Annotated in this window: 24 protein-coding genes, 1 tRNA gene and 1 other RNA gene; 8 read left to right on the forward strand and 18 right to left on the reverse strand. The window is 71.7% G+C overall.

Annotation, left to right across the window (positions count from 1 at the left end; genetic code table 11):
• Window positions 1-7: 7 nt before the first annotated feature.
• Both WBN91_RS04890 and WBN91_RS04895 read right to left on the reverse strand, forming a co-directional pair.
• Window positions 8-1069 carry an aspartate-semialdehyde dehydrogenase gene (locus tag WBN91_RS04890; protein WP_337722718.1) on the reverse strand — a complete coding sequence of 354 codons (1062 nt, stop codon included), beginning with the start codon at window positions 1067-1069 and terminating at the stop codon, window positions 8-10.
• Complete coding sequence (locus tag WBN91_RS04895) at window positions 1066-2331, reverse strand: aspartate kinase (protein ID WP_121223638.1); 1266 nt, start codon at window positions 2329-2331, stop codon at window positions 1066-1068. Before WBN91_RS04895 ends, WBN91_RS04890 begins: the two co-directional genes overlap by 4 nt.
• A 143-nt stretch (window positions 2332-2474) precedes the next feature.
• Between WBN91_RS04895 and WBN91_RS04900 the strand changes: the two genes are divergently transcribed.
• Window positions 2475-3674 (forward strand): hypothetical protein, encoded by a 1200-nt coding sequence (locus tag WBN91_RS04900; protein WP_337722719.1) that lies wholly within the window; start codon window positions 2475-2477, stop codon window positions 3672-3674.
• Window positions 3674-4267, forward strand: a complete 594-nt coding sequence (locus WBN91_RS04905; protein WP_337722720.1) for a nitroreductase family protein — start codon at window positions 3674-3676, stop codon at window positions 4265-4267. Before WBN91_RS04900 ends, WBN91_RS04905 begins: the two co-directional genes overlap by 1 nt.
• Here the strand turns inward: WBN91_RS04905 and WBN91_RS04910 are convergent.
• Both WBN91_RS04910 and WBN91_RS04915 read right to left on the reverse strand, forming a co-directional pair.
• Window positions 4232-4543, reverse strand: coding sequence for a hypothetical protein (locus WBN91_RS04910; protein ID WP_337722721.1), 312 nt, complete (start codon window positions 4541-4543; stop codon window positions 4232-4234). The genes WBN91_RS04905 and WBN91_RS04910 overlap by 36 nt on opposite strands.
• A 145-nt stretch (window positions 4544-4688) precedes the next feature.
• Window positions 4689-4988, reverse strand: coding sequence for a hypothetical protein (locus WBN91_RS04915; protein WP_121223641.1), 300 nt, complete (start codon window positions 4986-4988; stop codon window positions 4689-4691).
• A gap of 273 nt (window positions 4989-5261) precedes the next feature.
• Between WBN91_RS04915 and leuA the strand changes: the two genes are divergently transcribed.
• On the forward strand, window positions 5262-7055 hold the full coding sequence (leuA, locus tag WBN91_RS04920; protein ID WP_337722722.1) for a 2-isopropylmalate synthase: 1794 nt from the start codon (window positions 5262-5264) through the stop codon (window positions 7053-7055).
• A gap of 84 nt (window positions 7056-7139) precedes the next feature.
• The gene (locus WBN91_RS04925; RefSeq protein WP_337722723.1) at window positions 7140-7709 is read left to right on the forward strand and encodes a DedA family protein; all 570 of its coding nucleotides are present in this window, start codon (window positions 7140-7142) and stop codon (window positions 7707-7709) included.
• Here the strand turns inward: WBN91_RS04925 and WBN91_RS04930 are convergent.
• Window positions 7706-8299, reverse strand: a complete 594-nt coding sequence (locus WBN91_RS04930) for a TetR/AcrR family transcriptional regulator (protein WP_337722724.1) — start codon at window positions 8297-8299, stop codon at window positions 7706-7708. The genes WBN91_RS04925 and WBN91_RS04930 overlap by 4 nt on opposite strands.
• 76 nt (window positions 8300-8375) lie before the next feature.
• Between WBN91_RS04930 and WBN91_RS04935 the strand changes: the two genes are divergently transcribed.
• Window positions 8376-8936, forward strand: coding sequence for a TIGR03086 family metal-binding protein (locus WBN91_RS04935; RefSeq protein WP_337722725.1), 561 nt, complete (start codon window positions 8376-8378; stop codon window positions 8934-8936).
• Between the two features lie 46 nt (window positions 8937-8982).
• Here WBN91_RS04935 and WBN91_RS04940 read toward each other — a convergent pair whose 3' ends face one another.
• The 5 genes from WBN91_RS04940 to WBN91_RS04960 all read right to left on the reverse strand — a co-directional run bounded on the left by WBN91_RS04940 (window position 8983) and on the right by WBN91_RS04960 (window position 14806).
• Entirely contained in the window at window positions 8983-10125 is a 1143-nt protein-coding gene (locus tag WBN91_RS04940; RefSeq protein ID WP_337722726.1) for an ABC transporter ATP-binding protein, read from the reverse strand.
• Window positions 10122-11120: an ABC transporter ATP-binding protein gene (locus tag WBN91_RS04945; RefSeq protein WP_337722727.1), complete on the reverse strand. Its 999-nt coding sequence runs from the start codon at window positions 11118-11120 to the stop codon at window positions 10122-10124. Before WBN91_RS04945 ends, WBN91_RS04940 begins: the two co-directional genes overlap by 4 nt.
• A gap of 6 nt (window positions 11121-11126) precedes the next feature.
• Window positions 11127-12053 (reverse strand): ABC transporter permease, encoded by a 927-nt coding sequence (locus WBN91_RS04950; protein ID WP_337722728.1) that lies wholly within the window; start codon window positions 12051-12053, stop codon window positions 11127-11129.
• The gene (locus tag WBN91_RS04955; RefSeq protein WP_337722729.1) at window positions 12050-13054 is read right to left on the reverse strand and encodes an ABC transporter permease; all 1005 of its coding nucleotides are present in this window, start codon (window positions 13052-13054) and stop codon (window positions 12050-12052) included. The genes WBN91_RS04950 and WBN91_RS04955 overlap by 4 nt, the downstream gene beginning before the upstream one ends.
• A gap of 72 nt (window positions 13055-13126) precedes the next feature.
• Entirely contained in the window at window positions 13127-14806 is a 1680-nt protein-coding gene (locus WBN91_RS04960; protein WP_337722730.1) for an ABC transporter substrate-binding protein, read from the reverse strand.
• 230 nt (window positions 14807-15036) lie between these two features.
• Between WBN91_RS04960 and WBN91_RS04965 the strand changes: the two genes are divergently transcribed.
• Window positions 15037-18291 (forward strand): AfsR/SARP family transcriptional regulator, encoded by a 3255-nt coding sequence (locus tag WBN91_RS04965; protein ID WP_337722731.1) that lies wholly within the window; start codon window positions 15037-15039, stop codon window positions 18289-18291.
• A gap of 10 nt (window positions 18292-18301) precedes the next feature.
• Here the strand turns inward: WBN91_RS04965 and WBN91_RS04970 are convergent, their stop codons facing one another.
• The 6 genes from WBN91_RS04970 to WBN91_RS04995 all read right to left on the reverse strand — a co-directional run bounded on the left by WBN91_RS04970 (window position 18302) and on the right by WBN91_RS04995 (window position 22749).
• Complete coding sequence (locus WBN91_RS04970) at window positions 18302-18775, reverse strand: uridine kinase family protein (protein WP_337722732.1); 474 nt, start codon at window positions 18773-18775, stop codon at window positions 18302-18304.
• A complete protein-coding gene (gene recR / locus WBN91_RS04975; RefSeq protein ID WP_337722733.1) occupies window positions 18772-19365 on the reverse strand; it encodes a recombination mediator RecR in 594 nt (197 codons plus the stop codon). The genes WBN91_RS04970 and recR overlap by 4 nt, the downstream gene beginning before the upstream one ends.
• Window positions 19365-19703 carry a YbaB/EbfC family nucleoid-associated protein gene (locus WBN91_RS04980; RefSeq protein WP_337722734.1) on the reverse strand — a complete coding sequence of 113 codons (339 nt, stop codon included), beginning with the start codon at window positions 19701-19703 and terminating at the stop codon, window positions 19365-19367. Before WBN91_RS04980 ends, recR begins: the two co-directional genes overlap by 1 nt.
• Window positions 19704-19749: 46 nt before the next feature.
• Window positions 19750-21903, reverse strand: a complete 2154-nt coding sequence (locus tag WBN91_RS04985; protein WP_337722735.1) for a DNA polymerase III subunit gamma and tau — start codon at window positions 21901-21903, stop codon at window positions 19750-19752.
• Between the two features lie 32 nt (window positions 21904-21935).
• An RNA gene (gene ffs, locus WBN91_RS04990) (signal recognition particle sRNA small type) lies at window positions 21936-22030 on the reverse strand.
• A gap of 17 nt (window positions 22031-22047) precedes the next feature.
• A complete protein-coding gene (locus tag WBN91_RS04995; RefSeq protein WP_337722736.1) occupies window positions 22048-22749 on the reverse strand; it encodes an inositol monophosphatase family protein in 702 nt (233 codons plus the stop codon).
• Between the two features lie 72 nt (window positions 22750-22821).
• Here WBN91_RS04995 and WBN91_RS05000 point away from each other — a divergent pair, with 72 nt between their 5' ends.
• Window positions 22822-23718 (forward strand): Lrp/AsnC family transcriptional regulator, encoded by an 897-nt coding sequence (locus WBN91_RS05000; RefSeq protein ID WP_337722737.1) that lies wholly within the window; start codon window positions 22822-22824, stop codon window positions 23716-23718.
• Here WBN91_RS05000 and WBN91_RS05005 read toward each other — a convergent pair.
• Window positions 23715-24131: a hypothetical protein gene (locus WBN91_RS05005; protein WP_337722738.1), complete on the reverse strand. Its 417-nt coding sequence runs from the start codon at window positions 24129-24131 to the stop codon at window positions 23715-23717. The two genes, WBN91_RS05000 and WBN91_RS05005, sit on opposite strands and share 4 nt — an antisense overlap.
• Window positions 24132-24248: 117 nt before the next feature.
• On the opposite strand from WBN91_RS05005, the gene WBN91_RS05010 reads away from it, so the two are divergent.
• A tRNA-Ser gene (locus WBN91_RS05010) sits at window positions 24249-24333 on the forward strand.
• A gap of 57 nt (window positions 24334-24390) precedes the next feature.
• Here WBN91_RS05010 and WBN91_RS05015 read toward each other — a convergent pair.
• Window positions 24391-26802, reverse strand: coding sequence for an endonuclease/exonuclease/phosphatase family protein (locus WBN91_RS05015; protein ID WP_337722739.1), 2412 nt, complete (start codon window positions 26800-26802; stop codon window positions 24391-24393).
• Window positions 26803-26844: the final 42 nt, after the last annotated feature.

Below are 26844 nucleotides of genomic sequence, written 5' to 3' on the forward strand. Positions count from 1 at the left end.
GGCGAACCTACAGGCGGTCGGCCAGTTCCTCGGCGATCTCGTAGGTGTTGAGCGCCGCGCCCTTGCGGAGGTTGTCGCCGCACACGAAGAAGTCCAGCGTGTTCGGGAAGTCCAGCGCCTGGCGCACCCGGCCCACGTAGGTCGGGTCCTCGCCCACGACGTCCGCCGGCGTCGGGAACTCCTTCGCCGCCGGGTCGTCCACGAGCACGATCGACGGCTGCGCCTCGAAGATCTTGTGCGCCTGCTCGACGGTCACCTCGCGGGCGAAGGTCGCGTGCACGGCCAGCGAGTGCGTCGTCACGACCGGGACGCGCACGCAGGTGGCCGAGACGCGGAGGTCCGGGATGCCGAGGATCTTGCGGGACTCGTTGCGGACCTTCAGCTCCTCGCTGGTCCAGCCCTCGTCCTTCAGCGAACCCGCCCACGGCACCACGTTCAGCGCCAGCGGAGCCGGGAACGGCGAGTCCGACACCGGCAGGCCCGCGGCCTCCAGCACCTCCCGCACGTCGCCCGCGCGGACGCCGACCTCCTTGCCCGCCAACGCCTCCAGCTCGCCGTAGAGCCGGTCGATCGCCGCCTGGCCGCCGCCCGACGCCGCCTGGTAGGACGCCACGACCAGCTCGCGCAGCCCGAACTCCCGGTGCAGCGCGCCCAAGGCGGCCATCATGGACAGGGTCGTGCAGTTCGGGTTCGCGATGATCCCCTTGGGGCGCACCGAGATCTGGTCCGCGTTGACCTCCGGCACCACCAGCGGCACCTCGGGGTCCATGCGGAACGCGCCCGAGTTGTCCACCGCCACGGCGCCGCGCGCCGCCGCGATCGGGGCCCACTCCGCGGACACCTCGTCCGGCACGTCGAACATCGCGATGTCGACGCCGTCGAACGCCTCCGGCGACAGCGCGACGACGGTCAGCTCCTCGCCGCGCACGGTGATCTTCTTGCCCGCCGAACGCGCGGACGCGATCAGCCGGATCTCACCCCACGGCACGGACGGCCGGCCGTTGATGATGTCGATCATGACGGTGCCCACGGCACCCGTGGCCCCCACGAGGGCAAGAACAGGGCTCATCGTCCACTCCCGGCGTACACCACGGCTTCTTCGTCCCCACCCAGCTCGAACGCGTCGTGCAGCGCACGGACCGCGTCGTCGAGCTGGGTGTCCCGGCAGATCACGGAGATGCGGATCTCCGAAGTGGAGATGATCTCGATGTTCACGCCCGCCGACGCGAGCGCCTCGCAGAACGTCGCCGTCACGCCGGGGTGCGAGCGCATCCCCGCGCCGATCAGCGACACCTTGCCCACGTGGTCGTCGTAGAGGACCTGCTCGAAGCCGATCTCCTCGCGCGCCTTGTTCAGCGCCGCCACGGCCCGCGGGCCGTCGTCCTTGGACAGCGTGAAGGTCACGTCGGTGCGGCCCGACACGGCCTGCGACACGTTCTGCACGACCATGTCGATGTCGAGTTCCGCCTCGGCCACGACGCGGAAGATGCGGGCCGCGACGCCGGGGTGGTCCGGCACGGCGGTCACGGTGACCTTGGCCTCCGACCGGTCGTGCGCGACGCCGGTGATCATCGCCTGTTCCACGGGAAGGTCCTCCACTGACCCGGACACGATGGTCCCGGGCTTGTTGCTGAACGAAGATCGGACGTGCACCGGGACGCCGTAGCGACGGGCGTACTCGACGCAGCGGAGCATGAGCACCTTCGCGCCGCACGCCGCCATCTCGAGCATCTCCTCGTAGGTGATGGTCTCCAGCCGCTTGGCGTTCGGCACGATGCGCGGGTCGGCGGTGAACACGCCGTCCACATCGGTGTAGATCTCGCAGACGTCGGCCTTGAGCGCCGCCGCCAGGGCCACCGCGGTGGTGTCGGTGCCGCCGCGGCCCAGCGTGGTGATCTCCTTGCTGTCCTGGCTCACGCCCTGGAAGCCCGCGACGATCGCGATGGCCCCCTCGGACAGCGCGTCCTGGATGCGGCTGGGCGTCACGTCGATGATGCGCGCCTTGCCGTGCACGGACGTGGTGATCACGCCGGCCTGCGAGCCGGTGTAGGAACGCGCCTGGGCGCCCAGCGAGTGGATCGCCATCGCCAGCAGCGACATGGAGATGCGCTCACCGGAGGTCAGCAGCATGTCCATCTCGCGGGCGGGCGGCACCGGGGACACCTGGCGCGCGAGGTCGAGCAGCTCGTCGGTCGTGTCACCCATCGCGGAGACGGCCACGACGACGTCGTTGCCGGCCTTCCGGGTCGCGACGATGCGCTCGGCCACCCGTTTGATCCGCTCGGCGCTCTCGACCGAGGAACCGCCGTACTTCTGGACGACGAGCGCCACTGATCCTTCTCCCTCCGAGCCGACAACGGGCGAGGGGAGTTCCACGAGCCGGTTACGCGGGCGTGAAACCCCAGCTTGCAGGCAGACTACCTGGCCCAAGGAGTGGACAGCGGGCACCGTGACGGGCACTACCCTCTCCTGCTGTGTCGACCCTGGAGGCGGTTCGCGTGGAGCCCGAGGACGCGCCGAGCGCGCGTGACCGGCTGGCGCGCGCGGCCAGACACCGGGTCACCCTGGCCCTGGCGCCGGCCGTCGCCTACCTGCTGGTCCGCGAGTTCGGGCTGCTGGTGCTGGCGCTGATGGCCGCGCGGTGGGACAAGGACGTCACGCGCGTGCTCACGTCGTGGGACGGGCAGTGGTTCCTGGGCATCGCCGAGGGCGGGTACGACAGCGTGCCGCCGGGCCTGGTGGACGCGTTCGGGCGGCGGAGCGCGGAGACGCCGCTGGCGTTCTTCCCCGGCTACCCGGCCCTGGTGCGGTGGGTGGACGGGCTGCCCGGCGTCGAGTCGGTCGGCGCGGCGTTCGCGGTGAGCCTGGTCAGCGGCGTGTTCTGCGCGTACGGGCTGCGGCGGCTGGGGTCGCGGGTGTTCGGCGGGTCCGACCGGGCCGGGCTGGTGCTGGTGGTGCTGTTCGCGGCCTCGCCGATGGCGGTCGTGCTGTCGATGGCGTACTCGGAGGCCACGTTCTGCGCGTTGGCGGCGTGGTCGCTGGTGGGCGTGGTCGAGCGGCGGTGGGTGCTGGCCGGGCTGTGCTGCGCGGCGGCGGGGCTGGTGCGGCCGACGGCGGGGGCGCTGATCCTGGCCGTGTGCCTGGCGGCCGTGGTGGCGGTCGTGCGGCGGTGGGACGGGTGGCGGCCGTGGGTCGGCGGCCTGGTCGCGCCGCTCGGGCTGCTCGGGTACCTGGCGTACGCGGCCGTGCGGACCGGGCAGTGGGACGGGTGGTTCGCCGTGCAGCAGCGCGGGTGGGACTCCCGGTTCGACGGCGGGGCGGCCACCTGGAAGTTCGCGCTGCTCATCCTGGGTGAGCCGCGGTCGGTGCTGGAACTGGCGACCGTGTGGTTCCTGGTCGTGGCGATCGCCCTCGTCGTGCTGGGCATCCGGCGGGGGCTGGAGTGGCCGCTGGTGGTCTACGGGGCCGGGGTGCTGGCGATGGACCTCGGGTCGAACGGGCTGATGAACTCCAAGGCCAGGCTGCTGCTGCCGGCGTTCACGCTGCTCGTGCCCATCGCACTGGCCTTGGCGCGGCGGCGGACGTCCACGGTGGTGGCGGTGCTGGTGGGGATCGCGGTGTTCAGCGCGTGGTTCGGCGCTTACGCCATCACGGCTTGGCAGTATGCGATCTGATGGACCTCAACCCGAACATCGCCCAGCGCTGGAGCCCTCGCGCGTTCGACCCCGCTGCGATCTTGACGGGGTCCGACCTGCGGCCGTTGCTGGAGGCCGCCCGGTGGGCCCCTTCGCACGGCAACACCCAGCCGGCGCGGTTCCTCGTCGGGTTCCGGGGCGACTCCGTGTTCACCCGGATCTTCGAGGCGTTGCGGCCGGGCAACCAGGCGTGGGCGGGGCGGGCTTCGGTGCTGCTGGTGGCGTGCCGGGTGACCGCCGATGATCGCGGGCCGATGCCGAACACCGAGTACGGCGTGGGCCTGGCGGTGGCGAACCTGACCTTGCAGGCGGTCGAGAACGGGCTGGTCACGCACCAGATGGGCGGGTTCTCGAAGGATCTTGTCCGGGAGGCCTTCGCGCTGCCGGAGGACGTGGTGCCGGTGGTCGTCGTCGCGGTCGGTCGGTTGGGCGACGACTCGGACCTGCCGGAGGACCTGCGGGCGCGCGAGAGGCGGGTCCGAAAGCGCAGGCCGCTCACCGAGACGGTGTTCACCGAGTGGGGCGAGCCGCTGTTCTCAGCCGAGCCGGCGGACGAGCTTCACGACCAGTGATCGGACGATCAGCCAGAACACGGCGGCGATGCCGTAGTTGACCAGGACGCGGAGTTTCAGGTCCTCGGGCGTGAACAGGTCGCGGAAGCCCAAGGCGAACCGATCGGCCCAGGTCGCGACGGTCGTGGTGATCGAGTTGGACGGATTCGCCCCGCCCACGGTCAACAGGACGTGCACGACCAGAACCGCTGCGACGAGCAGCCCCACCCAACCGACAACTCCCGCCACGACCGACACGATCCGCGTCCGGACGTCGGACGCAGTGTGCTCAGCCATGACGGGAGTGTCCCATGACGGTGTTGAATTGCGACGCCTCCGGCGCCGCGGCTGATGCCGCCTGGAGTCGGCTCGTCGGCCCGCATTTCCCGCTGATCGGAAGAGCTGATCGGCGGGAAATGCGACCCGACAAGCCGACGCGGCATCAGCGCGCGACGACACGCGCCAGGATGCCGGTCACCACCAGCCAGAACACCGCCGCGAGACCGTAGTTCACGATGACGTCCAGGTTGGGGTTGCCGAGCTGGAACAACCCTGGGAAGAACAGCGCCAGCGGCTCGGCGAGCTGCTGGATGAAGCGGAAGAACGCGTTGGCCTGGTTCGCCCCGAAGAGGATCATCAGGATGTAGAGGACCTCGATGAGAGCGAACACAGCGCCCACGCCGCTGATCACTCGAGCAGCGGTGAAGCTGCCGCTGCGCGTTGAGGTTCGCCATCTGGACATGCCGTTCAGGTACCTCACACGAACGAGTGATAAACACGCGCTAACCCGGACCACCTGGTCGGACGCCCCACGCCTGCGGACGCGCTCCACGCGTCCAGTATCTGGGCGGTCGGTTCCACCCCCCGGCGGAATGTGGTTAACCTGTTCGACGTGGCACGTGCCCTCCTGCTTCGCCGCCGTGACGGGGTCTGATCAGACCGGCCCCCCGTCGCGGGCTCGAGCGTTGCCGCCGGTCGTCCTCCCGAAACGGCCAGCAGGAGCTGTGAGCACACCATGACCACGTCACCCGACTCGTACTCGTCCGGGACCAGCCGCATCCGCACCCCGTCCCGGCCCGCGCCCGCCGACCAGCCCGCCTGGAACCCGCAGCGCGGCACGTCGATGCCGGTGCACCGCTACCGCCCGTTCCACGAGCAGGTGGAGACCGTCGACGTACCGGACCGCACGTGGCCGACCAAGCGGATCGAGAAGGCGCCGCTGTGGTGCGCGGTGGACCTGCGCGACGGCAACCAGGCCCTGATCGACCCCATGTCCCCCGCCCGCAAGCGCAAGATGTTCGACCTGCTGGTGCGGATGGGCTTCAAGGAGATCGAGGTCGGCTTCCCGGCCGCGTCGCAGACCGACTTCGACTTCGTCCGCGAGATCATCGAGGACGGCGCGATCCCGCCGGACGTCACCATCCAGGTGCTGACCCAGTGCCGGCCCGAGCTGATCGAGCGGACGTTCGAGTCGCTGCGCGGCGCGCACAAGGCGATCGTCCACTTCTACAACTCCACGTCGATCCTCCAGCGGCGCGTGGTGTTCAAGGCCGACCGCGAGGGCATCAAGAAGATCGCCACCGACGCGGCGGCGTTCGCGCTGGAGGAGGCGAAGAAGTACCCGGAGACGGACTTCCGCTACGAGTACTCCCCCGAGTCCTACACCGGCACCGAGCTGTCCTACGCGCTGGAGGTGTGCGACGCGGTCTCCGCGGTCATCCAGCCGACGCCGGACAAGCCGCTGATCGTGAACCTGCCCGCGACCGTCGAGATGGCCACGCCCAACGTCTACGCCGACTCGATCGAGTGGATGTCGCGCAACCTGGCCCGCCGCGACTCGATCATCCTGTCGCTGCACCCGCACAACGACCGGGGCACCGGGGTGGCCGCCGCCGAGCTGGGCTACCTGGCGGGCGCGGACCGCATCGAGGGCTGCCTGTTCGGCAACGGCGAGCGCACCGGCAACGTGTGCCTGGTGACGCTGGGCATGAACATGTTCAGCCAGGGCGTGGACCCGCAGATCGACTTCTCCGACATCGACGAGGTCCGCCGCACGGTCGAGTACTGCAACCAGCTGCCCGTGCCCGAGCGGCACCCGTACGGCGGCGACCTGGTGTTCACCGCGTTCTCCGGGTCCCACCAGGACGCCATCAAGAAGGGCTTCGAGGCCCTGGAGGACGCGGCGAAGGCGGCCGGGGAGCACGTGGACGAGTTCCCGTGGGAGGTCCCCTACCTGCCGATCGACCCGAAGGACGTGGGCCGCAACTACGAGGCCGTCATCCGGGTCAACTCGCAGTCCGGCAAGGGCGGCGTGGCCTACCTGATGAAGACCGAGCACCACCTGGACCTGCCGCGCCGGTTGCAGGTGGAGTTCTCGCGGGTCATCCAGGAGGTCACCGACACGCAGGGCGGCGAGATCTCGCCCAAGGACATGTGGGACGCGTTCTCCGAGGAGTACCTGGACGGCGCCGTGCCGCTGCGGCTCGTGCGGCAGAAGGTGTCCGGCGACGGCAGCGGGCACGAGACGATCAAGGCCGTGGTCGTCGTGGACGGCGAGACCACCGAGGTCACCGGGTCGGGCAACGGCCCGATCGCCGCGTTCGTCGACGCGCTGGCGTCGGTCGGGTACGACGTGCGGGTGCTGGACTACTTCGAGCACGCGATGTCCTCCGGTGACGACGCCCGGGCGGCGGCGTACCTGGAGTGCGCGGTGGGCGACCGGGTCCTGTGGGGCGTGGGCATCGACTCGTCCACGGTGGCCGCGTCGCTGCGCGCGGTCGTCTCGGCCCTGAACCGGGCCAACCGCTGAGAGGTGCGCCGGGGGTCGCCTGAGCCTTTCCTGAAGAGCGGGCGACCCTCGGAGTTAACCCGGTGGGACTAGCGTTCTCCGATCATGACCGCACTCGTGGTGCTGTTCGTGGTCGCGGCCGTGCCGCTGGCGCCCACGGAGGCCGTGCTCATCGGTTGTGCTGTGCTGGCCGCGACCGGTGAACTGCCGTTGACCGGGGTGATCGTGGTGGCGGCGCTGGGGTGCTTCGTCGCCGACCTGGTCAACTACTCGCTCGGCCGCAGCGCCGGGATGCGCGCGCTGCGCCGGTTCAGCCGGCGGCCGGGGTCGCGGGCGGTGGTGGAGTGGACGGCGGCGCGGCTCGCGTCGCGCGGTGAGCCGATCCTGGTGGCGGTGCGGTGGGTGCCCGGCGGCGGGTTGGTCGGGGCGTTGCTGGCGGGGTCGTTGCGGTGGCCGAGCAGGCGGTTCGCGCCGGTCGCGCTGGTCGGGGCGACGCTGTGGAGCGGGTACACGGCGCTGATCGGGTACTTCGGCGGCCAGGTGATCGAGGACCCGCTGCTCGCGATCGCCCTGTCGTGGGGCACGGCGGTGCTGATCAGCATCCCGGTGGGCATGGCTGTGAAGTCCGCCCAGCGCCGGGTGGTCGACGCCGCCGAGACCGCCGCCGCCGCCTAACCGACCGGCCGGGCCAGGCGGGAGTGGACCGCCGTGCGGGCGCGGGCGTAGGCGGCGGGGTCGTCGTGCAGGACGGATTGCGCGTTGGCCATCTCCAGGTACGCGATCAGCTCGAACGCGACCTGGTCCGGGTCGGCCGCCAGGTCCGGCACGCCCTCGACGGTGTCGCGCACCAGCGCGGTCCAGGCGCGGCCGTACTCGGCGATGGCGTCGCGCACCCGGCCGGGTCGCGCGTCGAACTCCGCCTGCACCGCGTAGAAGAAGCACCCGCCGGGGAACGTCCGCCGCTCCGAGTAGACCAGCCAGCCCTCCAGCAGCAGCTCCAGCCTGGCCCCGCCGGGCGGCAGCTCCAGCGCCGGCGTGACCACCTGGTCCAGGAAGATCTTCGCCGCGGCCCGGACGGTGGCCAGTTGCAGCTCCTCCTTGGACCCGAAGTGCGCGAACACCCCGCTCTTGCTGACCTCCAGCTCGGTCGCGAGCCGCCCGATGGACAGGCCCTCCAGGCCCTCCACCGACGCGATCTCCGCGGCCCGCCGCAGGATCTGCCGCCGGGTCTGCTCGCCGCGCTCCAGCCGTCCGTCCACCTTCACCCCGACCACGCTAGCCGCTCTTGACGGTCCCACCCAAACAAACTGTACGATCGTTCGTACAAATTCTGGAGGACCGATGGACCTGCTCGACCTCGACCGCGCCGCGCTCGACCTCAACGTCACGCTCTACCGCAAGCTCGAACCCCACCACTTCGACCTGCGCACCCCGTGCACCGGCTGGACCGTCCGCGACCTGCTGCAACACCAGGTGGACAGCACCCTGAAGTTCGACGCCGCCGCCCGCGAGGCCGCGACCGCGCCGCAGGCGAGCGACGACCTGGTGGAGGCCTACACGGCCGCCGCCGACCGGGCCACCGAGGCCTTCCGCGTCGACGGCTTCCTGGACCGGCCCAGCGTGTTCCCCGGTTTCGGCCCCCAACCGGGCCGCAGCCTGGTCGCCGGGCACTTCGTGGACAACCTGGTGCACGCCTGGGACCTGGCCAAGGCGGTCGGGTTCGACAGCACGCTGGACGAGGAGATGGCGCTCGCCGCGTACAAGATGGCCCGGCGCTACCCGAGCACCCCCGACGTGCGGGGACCGGGCGCGGCCTTCGGGCACCCCGTGGACGTGCCGGAAGACGCCCCGCTCACCGACCGCCTGGTCGGGCTGCTCGGACGCGAGCCGGACTGGGCCTGAAAGCCGGTGGGGGTGCGTACCAGGGGGACGCACCCCCACCGGGGGACTACGGGTTGAGGACCTCGCCCACCGACGACGGCCCGATCAGGGGCACGTCCGGCGAGATCGACGACTCCTCCACCAGCACGGTCTCCACCTCGTGCGGCCGGATGCGGCCCGCCTCGATGTCCTCCGCCCAGTGGCACGCCACCTTGTGGCCCGGCCGCACCTCGCGCAGCACGGGCCGGTCGGTGGCGCACTTCGTCTCCTGCTTCCACGGGCACCGGGTGTGGAACCGGCAGCCGTTCGGCGGGTTCGCCGGCGACGGCAGGTCACCGGTGAGCAGGATCCGCTCGCGCCGGTCCTCGACCTCCGGGTCCGGCACCGGGATCGCCGACAGCAGCGCCTTGGTGTACGGGTGCAGCGGCTCGGCGTAGAGGTCGTCCGAGGACGCCTCCTCCACGATCCCGCCCAGGTACATCACGCCCACCCGGTCGGAGATGTGCCGCACCACGGCCAGGTCGTGCGCGATGACCAGGTAGGTCAGCCCGAACTCCTCCTGCAACTCCTCCAGGAGGTTCACCACCTGCGCCTGCACCGACACGTCCAGCGCGGACACCGGCTCGTCGGCGATGATCAGGTCGGGCTCCACCGCCAGCGCGCGGGCGATGCCGATGCGCTGCCGCTGGCCGCCGGAGAACTCGTGCGGGTACTTCCGCAGCGAGGTCGACGGCAGGCCCACCGCGGACAGCAGCTGGCGCAAGCGCTTGCCGGTGGCCTCGCGGCCCTTGTCCAGGCCGTGCGCCCGCAGGCCCTCGACCAGGATCGACTCCACGGACTGCCGCGGGTCCAGCGACGACATCGGGTCCTGGAACACCATCTGGATCCGCCGCCGCATCTTGCGCAGCGACTCGCCCTTGAGCGTCACCAGGTCCGTGCCGTCGAACACGACCTTGCCGCCGGTGGGCTCCACCAGCCGCAGCATGCCGCGCCCCAGCGTGGACTTGCCGCAGCCGGACTCGCCGACCAGGCCGTAGGTCTCGCCGCGCCGGATCTCCAGGTCCACGCCGTCCACGGCGTACACGTGGCCGACCGTGCGGTCCACGATCAGGCCGCGCTTGATCGGGAAGTGGACCTTGAGGTCCTGCACCGAGACCAGCGACCCGCCCACGGGCGCGTCGGCGGCCGTCGGCTCGACAGCAGCGGTCATGCGGGCACCTCCTGTGCGGCGGGCGTTCCCGGCAGCACCGGGTTGTGGCAGCGCAGCGACCGCCGGTCCTCGTGCTCCAGCGCGGGCGTGACCTGGCGGCACACGTCCAGCGCGTTCGGGCAGCGCGGTGCGAAGGCGCAGGCGCTGTCCCACGGGATGTTGTCCGCCACCGAGCCCTTGATCGGCACCAGCTTCTCGCCGCGCGCCGCGTCCAGGCGCGGGATGGAGGCCAGCAGGCCGTGCGTGTACGGGTGGCGCGGTTCGCCGAACAGCTCGTGCCGCTCCGCCCGCTCCACGACGCGACCGCCGTAGAGCACGTTCACCTCGTCGCACAGCCCCGCCACGACGCCCAGGTCGTGCGTGATCATGATCAGCGCGGTCCCGGTGTCCTGCACGAGTTCCTTGAGCAGGGCCAGGATCTGCGCCTGGATGGTCACGTCCAGCGCGGTGGTCGGCTCGTCGGCGATGAGCAGCCGCGGCCGGCACGCCAGCGCGATCGCGATCAGCGCGCGCTGCCGCATCCCGCCGGAGAGCTGGTGCGGGTACTCGCTCAGCCGCCGGGTCGGGTCGGGGATGCCGACCTTGTCCAGCAGCTCGGCCGCCTCGACCATCGCCTTCTTGCGCGGCATGGCCCGGTGCCGCTCCAGCACCTCGGTGACCTGGAGGCCGATCGGGATCACCGGGTTCAGCGACGACAGCGGGTCCTGGAACACCATGCCCAGGTCCCGGCCGCGCCGGTCCCGCATCTCCCGGTTGGACAGCGTGAGCAGGTCGGTGCCCTCGAACTTGACCGAGCCGGTCACCTTGTTGCCGCGCGCGGGCAGCAGCCCCATGATCGCCAGCGAGGTCACCGACTTGCCGCAGCCGGACTCGCCGACCAGGCCCACGGTCTGGCCGGGGTCGACGTCGAAGGAGACGCCGTCCACGGCGGCGAACGGTTCGGTGCCCCGGCGCTGGAACACCACGCGCAGGTCACGCACTTCGAGCAAGGCCACCGCGGATCACCTCCGGTTCTTCGGGTCGAGAGCCTCGCGCAACGACTCGCCGAGCAGCGTGAAGCCCAGCGCCACGATGATGATCGCGATGGCCGGGAAGTAGGCCAGCTCCGGCTTCACGTCGATGTAGCGCTGCGAGTTGCCCAGCATCAGGCCCCACTCCGCGCGCGCCGGGTCGGGGTCGCCCAGGCCGAGGAACGACAGCGACGCGGCCTCGATGATCGCCGTGGCCAGGGTGAGCGTGGCCTGCACGATCACCGGGCCCAGCGAGTTGGGCAGCATGTGCCGGAACACGATCGTCTTGCGCTTCACGCCCAGCGCGGTCGCCGCCAGCACGTGGTCGCTGTGCCGTTGCGCCAGCATCGCGCCGCGCAGCAGGCGGGCGAAGATCGGCACGGTGGTCACCGCGACCGCGATGATGACCGTGGTCTGGCTGCCCCGGCTGGCCAGCGCCGCGATGGAGATGGCCAGCAGCAGGCTCGGGATCGACAGCATGATGTCGGTGAACCGCATCAGCCACGAGTCCACCCAGCCGCCGAACGCGCCGGCCGCGCCGCCGATCAGCATGCCCAGCACCAGGCCGATGAGCGTGGCGCCGACACCGACCACCAGCGACTGCTGCGCGCCGACCAGCAGCCGGCTGAAGAAGTCGCGGCCCAGCTCGTCGCTGCCCATGACGAACCCCGGCATGGCGCCCGGGATGTTGTCCGGGCGCAGCTGGTCGAGCAGCTCCTCGTAGCGCTTGTACGGGTCCTTCGGCGTGATGAACGGCGCGATCACCGACAGCACGAGGAAGACCAGCACGATCACCGCGCCGATGATGGCCACCGGGCTGCGCGACATCCGCTTGAGCGCGTCCGCCGCGAGGCTCGTGCCGGCGGACCCCGCCAACTCGTCGATCCGCCGCTTCTTGCGGTTCAGCAGGGTCGTCATGAGGTCCGCACCCTCGGGTCGATGATGGCATACGAGATGTCCACCAGCAGGTTCACCAGCACGTAGACCACGGCCGCGAGCAGCAGCAACGCCTGCAAGCGCGGGTAGTCGCGGCGCTCGATGCCCTGGGCCAGCAGCGACCCGAGACCACCCCACACGAACACGCGCTCGGTCAGGACCGCGCCGCCCAGCAGCAGGCCGGTCTGGAGACCGATGGTCGTGGACACCGGCAGCATCGCGTTGCGCAGCACGTGCCTGCGCCGCACGATCGACCCCTGGAGGCCCTTGGCGTTGGCGGTGCGGACGAAGTCCTCGTTGAGCACGTCGAGCACGGACGCGCGGGTGATCCGGACGATCACCGCGAGCGGGATGCTGCTCAACGCGATCGCCGGCAGCACCAGGTGCCACAGCGCGTCGCCCGCGGCGTCCCACTCCTGGGTGAGCAGACCGTCCAGGACGGCGAAGTTCGTGACGTGCGTCGGGTCGATCGTGACGTCCTGGCGGCCCGACGGCGGGAACAGCGCCAGTTCCTGGGCGAACACCTGCTTGAGCAGGATGCCCAGGAAGAACACCGGGACGGCGACGCCGACCAGGGTGCCGATGACGGTGACGTTGTCGAGGAAGCGCCCGCGGTAGCTCGCCGCGAGGTAACCCAGCGGGATGCCCAGGACGACGGCGAACAGCAGCGCCGCGATGGACAGCTCGATCGTCGCGGGCAGTGCCCGGCCGATCTCGGTCATCACCGGCTCGCCGCTGATCAGCGAGCTGCCGAAGTCCCCGGAGAGGGTGCGCCCGAGGAACTTGAAGTACTGGATGATCAGGGGCTGGTCGAGCCCGAGCACCTTGTTCAGGGCCTCGATCTTCTCCGGCGTGGCCTTGTCGCCGAGCAGCGCGCCGGCCGGACCGCCGGGCAGCGAGCGCAGCCACATGAACACGAGCAGGGAGAGGATCAGCAGCGTCGGGATCGCCTGGAGCAGGCGACGGACTATGAATCGCAGCATGTTGGAAACCCCTTGGACAGCAAGGTGGTGGCGCTCGGATCACGAGCGCCACCACTCACCGGTCCAGTCGGATCAGCCCTTGCTCACGGTGTCGAAGCGCTCGTCGGTGAGCGGGCTGGGCACCAGGCCCGAGATCTTGCTGCTCACGACGATCGCCGGCGGCGAGTGCGACACGGGCACCGCAGGCAGGTACTTGCTCATGATGTCGCGGTTGACCTGCTTGTACGCGTCCGCGTGCTTGGTCTCGTCCACGACCGCGTCGGCGGCGGACAGGGCGTCGAACAGGGCCTTGTCGTCGAAGCCGAACTCGGCCTTGGCGCGACCGAAGAACGTGCCGACGAAGTTGCCGGCGTCGTTGTAGTCACCGGTCCAGCCGAGCAGGTGCAGGTCGTGCTTGCCCGCCTTCTGCACGTCGTCCTTGTACCCGCCGTTCCACGGGCGGGACACGATCTCGACGTTGATGCCCGCGGCCTTCAGGTCGTCGGTGATGACGGCCGCGATCTCGGTCGGGTTCGGCATGTACGGGCGGCTGACCTCGGTCGGCACGTAGAACTTCAGCGTCAGGCCGGTGGCGCCGGCCTGGGTCAGCAGCTCCTTGGCCTTGGCCACGTCGTGCGGGTACTTCTGCACGTCGTCGGCGTAGCCCGCGACCGTCTTCGGGATGAACTGGGTGGCCACCTCGGCGCCCGTGGGCAGCTTGGTCTTGACCAGCTGCTCGCGGTTCACGGCGTAGGCGATGGCCTGGCGGACCCGCAGGTCCTTCAGGGCCGGGGTGTTCGCACCGTTGATGCCCAGGTACAGGATGTTGAACGCCGGGCGCGGGGTGACGTTGAAGCCGTCGGACTTCAGCGTGTTGTAGTCCGCCGGGTTCGGGTAGTCGTAGCCGTCGATCGTGCCGGCCTTGAGCTCCTGCTTGCGGGCGTTCTCGTCCGGGATGATCTTGAAGATCAGCTTGTCGAGCTTCGGCTTCTCACCCCAGAAGTCGTCGTTGCGGACCAGGGTGATGGTCTTGTTGGCCTTGTCGAACTTCTCGAACTTGAACGCACCGGTGCCGGTCGGGTGCTCGGTGGCGTAGGCCGGGTAGGTGAACGAGTCACCCGACTGCTGGACGTTGTCCGCGTCGTACTTCTTCAGCGCGTCGGGGCTGGAGATGGAGAACGACGTGAGGCCGAAGGCCGCCGGGAACGCGCCCTTGTAGGCGTTGAGGTTCAGGACCGCGGTGCCCTCGTCCTTGGCCTCGCACGACTTGTACAGGGGCTCACCGGCCGCGTCGCCCTCGTTCTTGGCGAAGCCGCTGAACACGTCGCCGTAGTAGATCATCTGCGTCTGGGCGGCGGCGCCCTTCATGTTGAACCAGCGGTCGAAGTTGAAGCAGACCGCGGCGGCATTGAACGGAGTGCCGTCGTGGAATTTCACATTTTTCCGCAGTGTGAACGTCCACGACTTGCCGTCGGCACTGGGCTCCCACTTCTCCGCGAGACCCGGCGCGAGGTCGGCCGTGCCGCGCTTATACGTGATGAGCGTGTCGTACATCTGGCGGATCGGGCGGAAGCTCTCACCGTCGTCGTTGAAGATCGGGTCGAAGTTCTTGGGCTCGCCCGCGGCCCCGAAGACCATCGTCCCGCCGGTCTTGCCGGACCCGGAGTCTCCACCACGCTCGGATTGCGCGCAGGCGGACAGTGCGAGGACAGCAGCGCCGGTCAGGCCGATCGCGGCCGTCCAGCGGCGCCGAGCCGTTCGGGAATGAACCATCAAACACCCCTTGGGAAATCCGGGATCTCTCGGTGTGGTGTCGGACCCTAACCGGTGAGCACAACCCTTCCGCAGTAAGCCAGGTCACGATCCGGCCACGTGAATGGGCATTCTCGTACTTCCGGCGCAGGTTCGCTGACCCAACGTGACGACGACCGATCCTTCAAACGCTCTCCTACGCTGTACAACGGACAACAGAAACCCGTGCGCGGGAGGGGAGGTCGGGACGGGTGGGCCCTCAGGTCGAGTTCCGCGTCCTCGGGCCGTTGCAGGTGCTGGTCGACGGCGAGAACGTGGTCGTCCGCGCAGGTCGGCAGCGGGCGCTGCTGGTGTCGCTGCTGATGCGCGCCGGCGCCGGCGTGTCGGTGGACGAGCTCGCCGAGCACGTCTGGGGCGCCGAACCGCCCGCCCGCGCCCGCGGCACCCTCCAGACCTACGTCATGCGGCTGCGGCAGGTGCTGGGGCCGGCTGTACCGATCCGGACCGTCCCCGATGGTTATCTGATCGATGTCGACGAGCGCACCATCGACGTCGTCCGGTTCGAACAACTGGTCGAGGAGGGCGAGCAGGAGCGGCTCGCGGGCCGGCTGGAACCGGCGTCGGCGATCTTCACCGCGGCGCTCGGGCTGTGGCGGGGTCCGGCGATGGTGGACGTGCCGTCGGAGGTGCTGCACCGCGACGAGGTGCCCCGGCTGGGCGAGCGGCGGCTGCACGTGGAGGAGCGGCGCGTCGAGGTGGAGCTGGAGCTGGGGCGGCACGCCGAGCTGATCCCCGAGCTGTCCCGGCTCACCAGCGAGCACCCGCTGCGCGAGCGGCTGTGGTCGCAGCTGATGACCGCGCTGTACCGGTCGGGGCGGCAGGCCGACGCGCTGCACGCGTACAAGCGGGTCAGCGACCTGCTGGCCGACCAACTGGGCATCGACCCCGGTGACGAGCTGCGGCGGGTGCACCAACAGGTGCTGGGCGGGTCGCTGGAGGTCGCCGGGTCGGCGGCGCCGGCCCGGCGGGACCGGGTGGTGCCCTCGCAGCTGCCCGCCGACATCGGCGACTTCGTGGGCCGCGAGCAGGCCGTTCACCTGATCGAGGCGTTGTTGCGCACGGCGCAGGGCGTGCCGGTGGTGACGCTGGCCGGTCCGCCCGGGGTGGGCAAGACGGCGTTGGCGGTGCACGCGGCGCACAAGATGCGCAAGTACTTCCCGGACGGGCAGCTGTACGTGAACCTGCGCGGGTACGCCCAGGGTCCGCCGTTGAGCGCGGTGGACGTGCTGCCGCGGTTCCTGCGGGCGCAGGGCGTGCCGCCCGAGTCCGTGCCGCTGGACCAGGACGAGCAGGAGGCGATGTTCCGGTCCCGGCTGACCGACCAGCAGGTGCTGCTCGTGCTGGACAACGCGGCCAACGCCGAGCAGATCCGGCCGCTGCTGCCCGGGTCGCCGGGCTGCGCGGTGCTGGTGACCAGCCGCGACACCCTGCGCGGGCTCGCGGTCAGCCACGCGGCGTCCAACGTGCGGCTCGACGTGCTCGACCGCGACGAGACGCGGGCGCTGCTGGCCGGGATGCTCGGCGAGGACGTCGTGGCCGAGCAGGCGGAGGCGGCCGACCAGCTGGCCGAGCTGTGCGCGCACCTGCCGCTGGCGCTGCGCATCGCGGCGGCCAACCTGCTGTCCCGGCCGGAGACCACCATCGCCTCCTACGTGGAGGAGCTGCGGGCGGGCAACCGGCTCGCGGCGCTGGCCGTCGAGGGCGACGAGCGGGCGGCCGTGCACGCGGCGTTCGACCTGTCCTACACCGCGCTGAAGCCCGAGCTGGCGTCGCTGTTCCGGCTGCTCAGCCTCGCGCCGGGGGACATCACGCCGGACATCGCCGCCGCGCTGGGCGGCCTGACCACGCAGGACGCGCGCCGCCGGCTGGACCGGCTGGCCACCGCCAACCTCGTGGACAACCACGCGCCGGGCCGCTACCAGTTCCACGACCTGCTGCGCGACTACGCGGCCGAGCGGCTGGCCTTCGAGGACGACCCCGCCGAGCGGGCGCTGGCCCACCGACGGCTGCTGGACTGGTCGATCCGGTCGGTGGACAACGCGACCGACGCGGCCAAGTCCAGCATGCTGCGGCTGCCGCGCGAATCGGTGGTGGCGGGCGTGACGCCCCGGGTGTTCGCCGCGGCGGGCGAGGCGCTGGCCTGGCTGGACGCGGAACGGGCCAACCTGGTGGCGCTGGTGCTGCACGCGGCCGACCGGGAACCCGACCGGGACTGCTGGCAGCTCGCGGACGCGTTGCGCCGGTACTTCTACGGCCAGGGCCTGCCCGCGGAGTGGCTCGCGGTGGCCAAGGCGGGCCTCTCGGTGGCCCAGGCCATCGGCGACCCGGCGGGCGAGGTGGCGATGCTGTCGTCGCTGGGCACGCTGTACTGGACGATCGGGCAGCACCGGGTGGCCGTGGACTGCTTCCGCCGGGCGATCCCCATCCAGCGGCGCACCGGGGCGGCGCCGGCGGCCGAGGCCGCGGTGCTGATCAACCTGGGCGGCGTCTACATCGACACCGGCGAGCTGGAGCAGGCCGCGGACTGCCTGGAGCGGGCGCTGGTGATCACGCGCGAGATCGGGGCGTTGCAGCAGGAGGGCGTGGCCCTGATCAACCTCGGCGGGGTGTACCTGGTGCTCGGGCAGCTGGACCGGGCGGTGTCGTCCTTCGAGGGGTCGCTGGACGTGGGCAACCGGCTGGGCGTGTGGATCACGCAGGCCGACAGCCACCGGTCGCTGGCCGAGGTGCTCCTGTACCAGGGGCAGCCGGAACGCGCCGCGGAGCTGTACCGGCGGGCGGTTGACCTGTACGAGAAGTCCGGCACGCGGGGGTTCATGCACATGCCGCACGAGGGCTTGGCGCACACCCTCAACATGCGCGGCCTGTACGCGGAGGCGATCGTCGAGGCGACCAAGGCGCTGGAGATGGCCGAGGAGCTGGGCAACCTCAAGGGCGTGTGCGACACCAAGAACGTCCTCGGCGAGGCCGTGCACGGCGAGGGGCGGCACGCGGACGCGGTGGAGCTGCACACGGCGGCGCTGCGGATCGCCGAGGAGAACGGCTACCTGTGGGGCATCTGCGCGGCCCGCCGGGGTCTGGCGATGGCGCACAAGGCGGCGGGTCGGCTCGACGAGGCCCGCTACTCGGCCCAGCAGGCCCTGGACAGCTCGGTCCGCTACCGGTTGAAGCTGGCCGAGGTGGACGTGCTGGCGCTGCTGGCGCGGATCCAGCTGGAGCAGGGTGACGTGGCCAAGTCCCTGGACCTGGCCCACCGCGCCTTGGAACGCAGCCGGGCCACCGGCCAGCGCTACGTCCAGGCCCGCGCGGCCCACGTGGCCGGTGACGCGTACGCGGCGACCGGCTCGGCGGAGGAGGCCCGCGAGCTGTGGACCACGGCCCTGGAGTGGTTCACCGCCATCGGCTGCCCCGACGCCGAGATCGTGCGCGCGGCCCTCGACCGGTGACCGGGGCCGGTCAGTCGGTGATCACGACCCGGTCCGCGCGTTCCTTCGTCCCGTCGACCGCGAACCAGCCGCGCTCGAACGCCTGCCAGCGCTCGAGGTGCCGCCGGCTGGCCTCGCCGTCGCGCCGCACCGCCCGTTCCAGCCGTTCCCGCTCGTCGGGCAGCTCGACCCAGACGGCCTCGTCCAGCCGGTCCGCGATGGACCGCCGGGCCGCCGACACGCCCTCGACGACGAGCACGTCCGGCACTTCGACCGTCACCCACTCGCCCAGGCGCGGCCAACCCTGGCTCCAGTCCATGCGCTGGTAGCGGGCCGGGCGGCCCGCCCACAGCGGTTCCAGGACGTCCGAGACGAGGCGCGGCCACCACGACACCGGGTCGTCCCAGGTCGCGAAGTGGTCCGTGGGCACCACCACCGCGCCCAGCGCCGCCGCGTAGGTCGACTTGCCCGACCCCGAGGGGCCGTCGACGGCGACCAGCCTCACATGCTGCGCCGACCGGACAGCGCCCGGCCGAGGGTCAGCTCGTCCGCGAACTCCAGGTCCCCGCCCATCGGCAGGCCGGACGCCAACCGCGTCACGGTCAGGCCCGGGAAGTCGCGCAGCATCCGCACCAGGTAGGTGGCGGTCGCCTCGCCCTCGGTGTTCGGGTCGGTCGCGATGATGATCTCGTTGACCTCGGTCCCGATCCGGGTCAGCAGCTGCCGGATGCGCAGCTGGTCGGGGCCCACCCCGGACAACGGGTCCAACGCGCCGCCCAGCACGTGGTAGCGGCCCTTGAACTCACGGGTCCGCTCGACGGCCAGCACGTCCTTCGGCTCCTCGACCACGCAGATCAGGCTCAGGTCGCGGCGCGGGTCGCGGCAGATGCGGCACGTCGTCTCGGCGGAGACGTTGCCGCACACCTCGCAGAACACCACGCCGTCCTTGACCTTCTGCAAGGCGTCCTGGAGCCGGGTGATGTCGGCCGGGTCCGCACCGAGGAGGTGGAAGGCGATGCGCTGCGCGCTCTTGGGACCGACGCCCGGCAGGCGGCCGAGTTCGTCGATCAAGTCCTGGACGGGCCCCTCGTACATCAGCCGAACAGCCCGCCGAGGCTGTCCAAGCCGCCCATGCCGGAGGCCAGCGGCCCCATCTTCTGGGCGGCCAGCTCCTGCGCGGCGCGGTTGGCGTCGCGGACGGCGGCCACGACCAGGTCGGACAGCGTCTCCACGTCCTCCGGGTCGACCACCTTCGGGTCGATGGCCAGGCTCTTCAGCTCGCCGCCACCGGACACGACGGCGGTCACCAGCCCGCCGCCCGCGGTGCCGGTCACCTCGGCCTCGGCCAACTCCTGCTGGGCGGCGGCGAGTTGCTGCTGCATCAACTGCGCCTGCTGGAGGATCTGCTGCATGTTCGGCCCACCGGGTTGCACCGCGGGTTCCTCTCCGTTGGGGTTTGCCACCAGCGTAGTCGCGCGCTCAGCTCTTCAGCGGGCGCGCGCCCAACTCGTCGGCGAGCAGCTTGAGCACGACCTGCTCGGGGTCGAGCTGATCACCGGCGTCACCGGGCCGGGCGGCCTCGGCGAGCATCTCCTCCTCGTCCACCGGCTCCGGCGGGAGGGGCTCATCGGGCTCCGGCGGCTCGGGCGGCGGCGGGATGTCGTCGGCCGGCGCGGGCCTGGTCGGCGCCTGCCGGGGCTCCTGCGGACGGGCCGCCTGGCTGGGCCGCGTCGGCGCCGGCCGCTGCTCGCGCTGCGGGGTCGGTCGCGGTGCGGCCTGGTTGGGCGCGCCGTGGAGGCAGCGGACCTGCCACGACCCGCCGAACACCTGCCCGAACGCGGTCGCGATGGCGTCCACGGTGCGCGGTTCGGCCAGCCGGCGCGCCAGCGGCGCGGACCCGTGCGTGATGGTGACGGTGGTGCCGTCCACCTCGGCGACGGTGGCACCACTGGTCAGCAGCGCACTCGCACTCGGCCCGGCCAGCCCCTTGACGATCGAGCACAACTCGGCCCACCGCCTGCGCACCTCGGCGACGTCCACCCCGGAGGACCCGGCAGACCCGGAGGACCCGGCGGCCACGGGCGGCACGGGTGCCTCGGCCGGCTGAGCAGGAGCGCTCGGCGCGGCGACCACCACCGATTCGGACTGCCCCACCGCCCGCGCGCCCTGCTGCCCCGCCACCGGCTGCGAGCCCTGCTGCCCTGCCGCCGGCTGCGAGCCCTGCTGTGCCGGGGCCGCCGACTGCTGGGCCGTCGCCCCCGCTGCCTGCGGGGCCGGTCCTGCCGCCTGCTGGGGCGGTGCCGCGGGACGCTCTGCCTCCCTCGGTGCGGGCGCGGGTTCGGGCTGCACCGACCGCTGCGATGGCCGCTGGAACGTCCGCCCACTCTCGCCCGGCGCGCCACCACTCGGCCCGCCGGCGGACGCGGCACCCGGCCCACCGCCGACAGGTCCAGCCCCCGCGGCTGCACCGGCGGGCGGCCCGTACCTCTCCAGCCGCTCGACCCGCTGCAACACCGCGGACTCCGCGTCACTGGCCGACGGCAGCAGCATCCGCGCCGACACCAGCTCCAGCAGCAGCCTGGGCGCGGTCGACCCGCGCATGTCCGTCAGACCCTGGTGCAGCACCTCGGCCCACCGGGTCACCGTCGCCGGCCGGGTCGCGTCCCGCTGGGCGACCATCTTCACCAGCACGTCGTCCGGCACGTTGACCAGCCCGCGCTCCCCGGCGTCCGGCACCGCGTGCAGCAGCACCAGGTCCCGCAGCCGGTCGAGCAGGTCGGAGGCGAACCGGCGCGGGTCGTGCCCGGCGTCGACCAGCCGGTCGATCGTGCCGAACACCTTCGCGCCGTCCTCCGCCGCCAGGCCGTCCACGACGTCGTCGATCAACGCCACGTCGGTCACGCCCAGCAGCGCGATCGCCCGGTCGTACTTCACGCCCTCGGGACCCGCACCGGACAACAGCTGGTCCATGACCGACTGCGTGTCCCGCGCCGACCCACCGCCAGCCCGGATGACCAGCGGAAACACCGACGGCTCGACCGCGACGCCCTCGGCCGCGCAGTTGCGCTCCAGCAGCGCGCGCATCGACGACGGCGGGATCAGCCGGAACGGGTAGTGGTGCGTCCGCGACCGGATCGTCGGCAGCACCTTGTCCGGCTCGGTGGTCGCGAAGATGAAGATCAGGTGCTCCGGCGGCTCCTCCACGATCTTCAGCAGGGCGTTGAAGCCCTGCGTGGTGACCATGTGGGCCTCGTCGATGATGAACACCCGGTACCGCGACTCCGCCGGCGCGTAGAACGCCTTGTCGCGCAGCTCGCGGGCGTCGTCCACACCGCCGTGGGACGCCGCGTCCAGCTCCACCACGTCGACGCTGCCCGAGCCGTTGGGCGCGAGGCCGATGCACGAGTTGCACTCGCCGCACGGGTCGGGCGTCGGGCCGTTCACGCAGTTCAGCGACCGCGCGAGGATGCGCGCGGAGGACGTCTTGCCGCAGCCGCGGGGACCGGAGAACAGGTAGGCGTGGTTGACCCGACCGGCGGCCAGCGCCGTGCGCAGCGGGTCGGTGACGTGCTCCTGCCCGACCACCTCGGCGAAGGTGGCCGGTCGGTACTTGCGGTAGAGGGCGAGCGCCACGGGTCCAGACAGTACCGAAGGGGTCCGACACAGAAAGGGGACCCCGTGCACCCGCCAGAGCCCACTTATCCTTGCTGCCTTCCGGCCCTGGGGAGGTTCATGGGATGTGCGCCGCACGAGGTCCACGGCAAGTGTAGCGGAGGGTCAGCGGAGCACTTCGACCACCACCGGGTGCAGCCGCGGCCCGGCCACCAGGACGCTGTCCGCACCGGCGTGCCACGGCCCGCCCGAGGCCGTCGTCACCACCGCACCCGCCTCCGCCGCGACCAGCGTCGCGCCCAGCAGGTTCTCCGCGTCCCGCCCGAACTGCCAGAACGCGTCGAGCCGCCCGGCCGCCACGTCCGCCACCTGCCACGACGTGGGCCCGAGGTTGCGCACCGCCGCCACCCGGTCCAGCACGCCCGGCAGCCGCCGCCCGGCCTCGGCGTTGGCCGCCGGCTGCCGCTCGTGCGGATGGCTGGTGGCGACCACGGCAGCCGCCAGGTCGGTCTTGCGGGACGGCGCGACCGGCACACCGTCCCGCCACGCCCCGACCCCGCGCTCGGCCGCGTACGTCTCCCCCAGCAGCGGCGAGTGCAGGACCGCCAACACCGGCTCGCCCTCCCGCAGCAGCGTCACCGTCACGCACCACTGCGGCAACCCCTGGAGGAACTGCACCGCGCCGTCCACCGCGTCCACCACCCACTCGCCGCGCGGCAGCCGGTCGCGCAGCTCCGCCTCCGCCGGCCCGTCGACCTCCCGGAACCGCGCCACCAATTCGTCCCACGACGCCGCCGGCCTGCCGGGCTGCACCCCCCGGAGCCGCCCCGCCACGTCCCGCACCACCTCGATCACGTGCTCTTTCATGCGATCGAGACTGACGGCCGGCCCGGCGTTCCCGTACCTTCCGGTCTGAAAACCGAGCGGAAGTGGACACCGATGACCACTGAATTGGCGTTCCCGGACCAGCGGGTGCTCTCCGCCCTCCAGGTCGACGGCCGCGCGAGCCCCGGCCGCATCGCCGAGGTGCTCGACGTGTCCCCGCGCACGGTCGCCCGCGCCCTCACCCGCCTCGCACCCCACGCGCGGGTCGTCCGGGTCCCCAACCCCGAGCACGGCCTGCGCGGCGCCACCCTGCTGCGCATCCGGGTCCTGCGCGGCCGGGTCGAGGTCATCGCCGACTCCCTCGCCCGCCGCCCCGAAGTGCTGTTCGTCGACGTGCTCAGCGGCTGCGAGGAGATCGGCGCCGTGGTCCTCGGCGGCGTGCCGGCGCTCCCCGCGAACGCCATCACCTCCGTGCAGGCCCTCTCCGTCCTGCACGTCTTCTCCGACGCCGCCGACTGGCGCAGCGGCCTGCTCACCCCCGAGGAGACCGCCGCCCTCACCCCACCACCCCCGACCGCCGACCACACCCCCGACGACCTCGACCAGGCGCTGCTCACCCTGCTGACCGCCGACGCCCGCACCGGCCCCGGCGCCCTCGCCGCCGCCACCGGCACCCCCGAGTCCACGGTCCGGCGGCGCGTCGACCGCCTGGCGGCCTCCGGCCACCTGCGCACCTACGCCGTCGCCGACCCGCGCCTGTTCGGCCTCACCGTGGACGCCAACGTGTGGATGACCGTCCCACCCGGCCACCTCGACGCCCTGGGCCGCCGCCTCGCACGCCACCCCGCCGTGCACGGCGCCCTCGCCACCACCGGCCCCACCAACCTGGCCGTCGCCGTCTTCTGCCGCGACCTCCCGGCGCTCTACGGATTCGTCACAGAGCTGCACGACGTCCCGTCCGCCGAGGTCACCGTCGTCGGCTCGGCCGTCAAACGCGCCGGCCGCCGCTAGCGCTCCAGCACGTACGCGTCCCGGGCGTCGAAGTCGCCCCGGTAGTAGTACAACCGGAACTCCTCCTCGGTCCCCGCGACGCCGTAGGGCTGCGCGCACCCCGCGTCCACGACCACCACCAGGTCACCGCCCAACGGCCACTGCCCGGGACGCGGCCCCTCGTTCGCCTCGACGCGCCACCGGCCGACCCCCGTCACCGGCCCGCCGCCGTCCCCGAAGCACTCCACCCCGGTCGCCTCGGCCGACCCGTCCCCGTTCAGCACCAGCACGGCACCCGTGTCCGGCGACTCCCACCTCCCCTCCAGCTCCGCCGCGCCGACCCCCGGCGAGTCCGGCAACGGCTCGTACCTGCGGTCCAGACACCCGGTCACCAGCAAGGACACCACCAGCAGACCGACCGTCCGTCCCCTCACGACCTGATCATCGGCCGGCCGGGCTGAGAGGGCGCTGAGGACCACCTGAGAACCCGCTGAGGCCGGGATGACCACCCGTTTTGGGGACCGGAAGGTGACTCCGTTAGACTCCTCGGCGGAGGATTCGCATAGCGGCCTAGTGCGCACGATTGGAAATCGTGTTGGGTTAACCCCCTCACGGGTTCAAATCCCGTATCCTCCGCAGCAAACGGCCCCGCCCGGAGATTTCCGGACGGGGCCGTTTCGCGTGGAGCGGGACTCAGCCCCGCACGCACTCCGCGAGGTCCTCCAGCAGGAACACCATGCGGTCCAGCTGCGCGTTCCCCGTGCTCGGGCGCAGTTTCACGACCTGCGGGTCGTGGTCGCTGGCCTGGTCGGTGAACTCGGCGTTGATGTGCACCACGTCATACCGGTAGCGGTTGATGTTGGAGCTGATCAGGATGTGGTCCAGCGTCTGCGAGTTGCCGTCGAAGACGTAGCTGTACCGCTCGGACTCGGGCAGCGTCGAGATCAGGTCGACCACCGTGCCGCCCGCGGTCAGCGTCCGCACCACCGGCGAGAACTGGTAGTCGTTGATGTCGCCCGCGAGCACGATGTTCGCGCCACGGTCGACGGCCTTCACCTGGTCCACGAACCCCTTGAGCGCCGTCGCCTGCTGCAACCGCTGCACTTCGGAGCTGCGGTTGGGCTCCTGGTAGCGCCCGTGCAGCGCCTGGTCGCCACCCTTGGAGTTGAAGTGGTTGGCGACCACGAACACCGTGCGACCGCGGAACTTGAACTCGCCCGCGAGCGGCTTGCGGCTGTTCGCCCAGGCCGGGTTGGTCGGGTCGATGCGGCCCGGCGACACCGACAGGGCGGCGCGGCCGTGCTGCTGCACCACGGACACCGGGGTGGTCGCGTCGCCGCCCGCGCGGTCCACGAAGGACACCCGCGCCGGGTTGAACAGGAACGCCACGCGGATGTTGCCGCCCGGCTCACCGCCGTCGGTCTTGTTCTGCGGGTCGATCTGCCGCCACTGGTAGCGCGGGCCGCCCGCCGCGACGATCGCGTCGGTGAACTTGGTGAACGTCTGGTCCGCCGCGACCGTGCCGTCGTCGGTGGCGCCGTTGTTGTCCTGGATCTCCTCCAGCACCACGACGTCCGGCGTGGCGAGGTTGTTCACCACGGCCGCCGCGAGCCGGTCGAACTTGGCCTGCGGGTTGGTCGCGGCCAGGTTCTCCACGTTGTAGGTGGCGACGGACAGCTCGTACTGGCGGGCCGCGTCGGTGGCCTCCGGCTGGATGCCGCCGGGGACGTGCTCGCCGACCGCCTTGGTGGCCAGGGTGTAGCCGCCGAAGTTGGTGTACTCGACGTTGCCCACGGTGGCGCCGCGCCACACGTCGCCCACGTTGGACGCCTGCGGGGTGGCGCTGCCCGCCTTGACCTTGATCCGGCCGCTGTTGGGCTGGTCGTAGCCGAGGTAGACGGTGCCGCCGCGCGGGGTCGGGTTCTGGTCCGGGCGGGTGGTGATCCAGCTCTCGCCGAAGCCGTTCGTCGGGCCGACCACGCGAGCGTCGTTCACCTGGACGTACATGCCCTCGAGGGACTCGTAGTAGTCCTGGCCGTACTTGGCGGGTTCCAACGGCAGCGCTTCGATGCTGCCGCCGCCCGCCGTGGGGGTGAAGCCGTCCGGCGGGGTCAGCGCGACCGGGGCCGGCAGGGCGTTGCCCTTGGCCAGCACGGTGACCGTCGCGCCGGTGATCTCGGTGAGCGTCTGGTTGGCGTTGGACGCGTTGTCGCCGCCCGGCCGGTACTCCGCGATCGTGCCGCCGACCAGGACGGAGTCGCCCGGCTCGACGGTCGGCGCGAGGCCCGCGGTGTAGACGAACACGCCCTCGCTGGTGCGCGGGTCGGTGTCCGGCGCGGTGTCCTGGATCCAGAAGCCGCGGTCGCCGGTGGCGCGGGTGGCCGTGACGACGCCCGGGACGCCCGCGACCTTCGCGCCGAGCAGCGGCGAGATCCGGGTGGTGCCCTGGATGTCGCGGATGCGCTTGTCACCCGGCTGGGGCTCCGGCTCGGGGTCGCCCGTGCCCTGGCCCTTCGAGTTCACCGGTGTGGGCGCGCCGACGGTGAAGTCGGCCGCGTTGTCGTCGGTGTCGGTGAGGGCCGGACGTGCGGCGGACGTGGTGTTGCTCAGGTTCGCCGTGGGGGTGGTCTCGCGGACCACCGTGGCCGTGCCGTAGCCGACCAGGTCGCGGACTCGCGGGTCGGCGGCGCAGTCGGCGGCGGTCTTGCAGGTGAGCAGCTCGGTGCTGCTGACCAGCGCGACCGTGCCGCCGGTGGCCGACATCGTGATCGTGCCGGTCGCGTCGGGGGTCGGCAGCTGCACCGTGCCGCCGGAGCCTTGCGCCTGGGCGACCAGGAACCGCTTGCCGGGCTCGACCGAGCCGGTGAGCGGCGTGGCCTGCCACTGGCTGGTCGCGCTGGCACTGGCGGGCAGGTACTGCACGCTCCACCCGGCGAGGGCGACCGGGCTGGAGCCGCGGTTGGCCAGCTCGACGAAGTCGCGGGTCAGCGTGGCGCCCGAGTTGCCGCCACCGCCGTAGACCTCGGCGATGAGGGCGTCGGGGCTGGGCGCCGCGGTGGCGGGCACGACCAGGGCCAGGGACACGGCCGAGGCGGCGGTGACCACTAACCCGACGCGGAGCGGGGTGGGTCTCAACGGATCCTCCGG

The sequence above is a fragment of the Saccharothrix sp. CCNWYY140 genome (genome assembly GCF_037401995.1).
Taxonomy (GTDB): domain Bacteria; phylum Actinomycetota; class Actinomycetes; order Mycobacteriales; family Pseudonocardiaceae; genus Actinosynnema.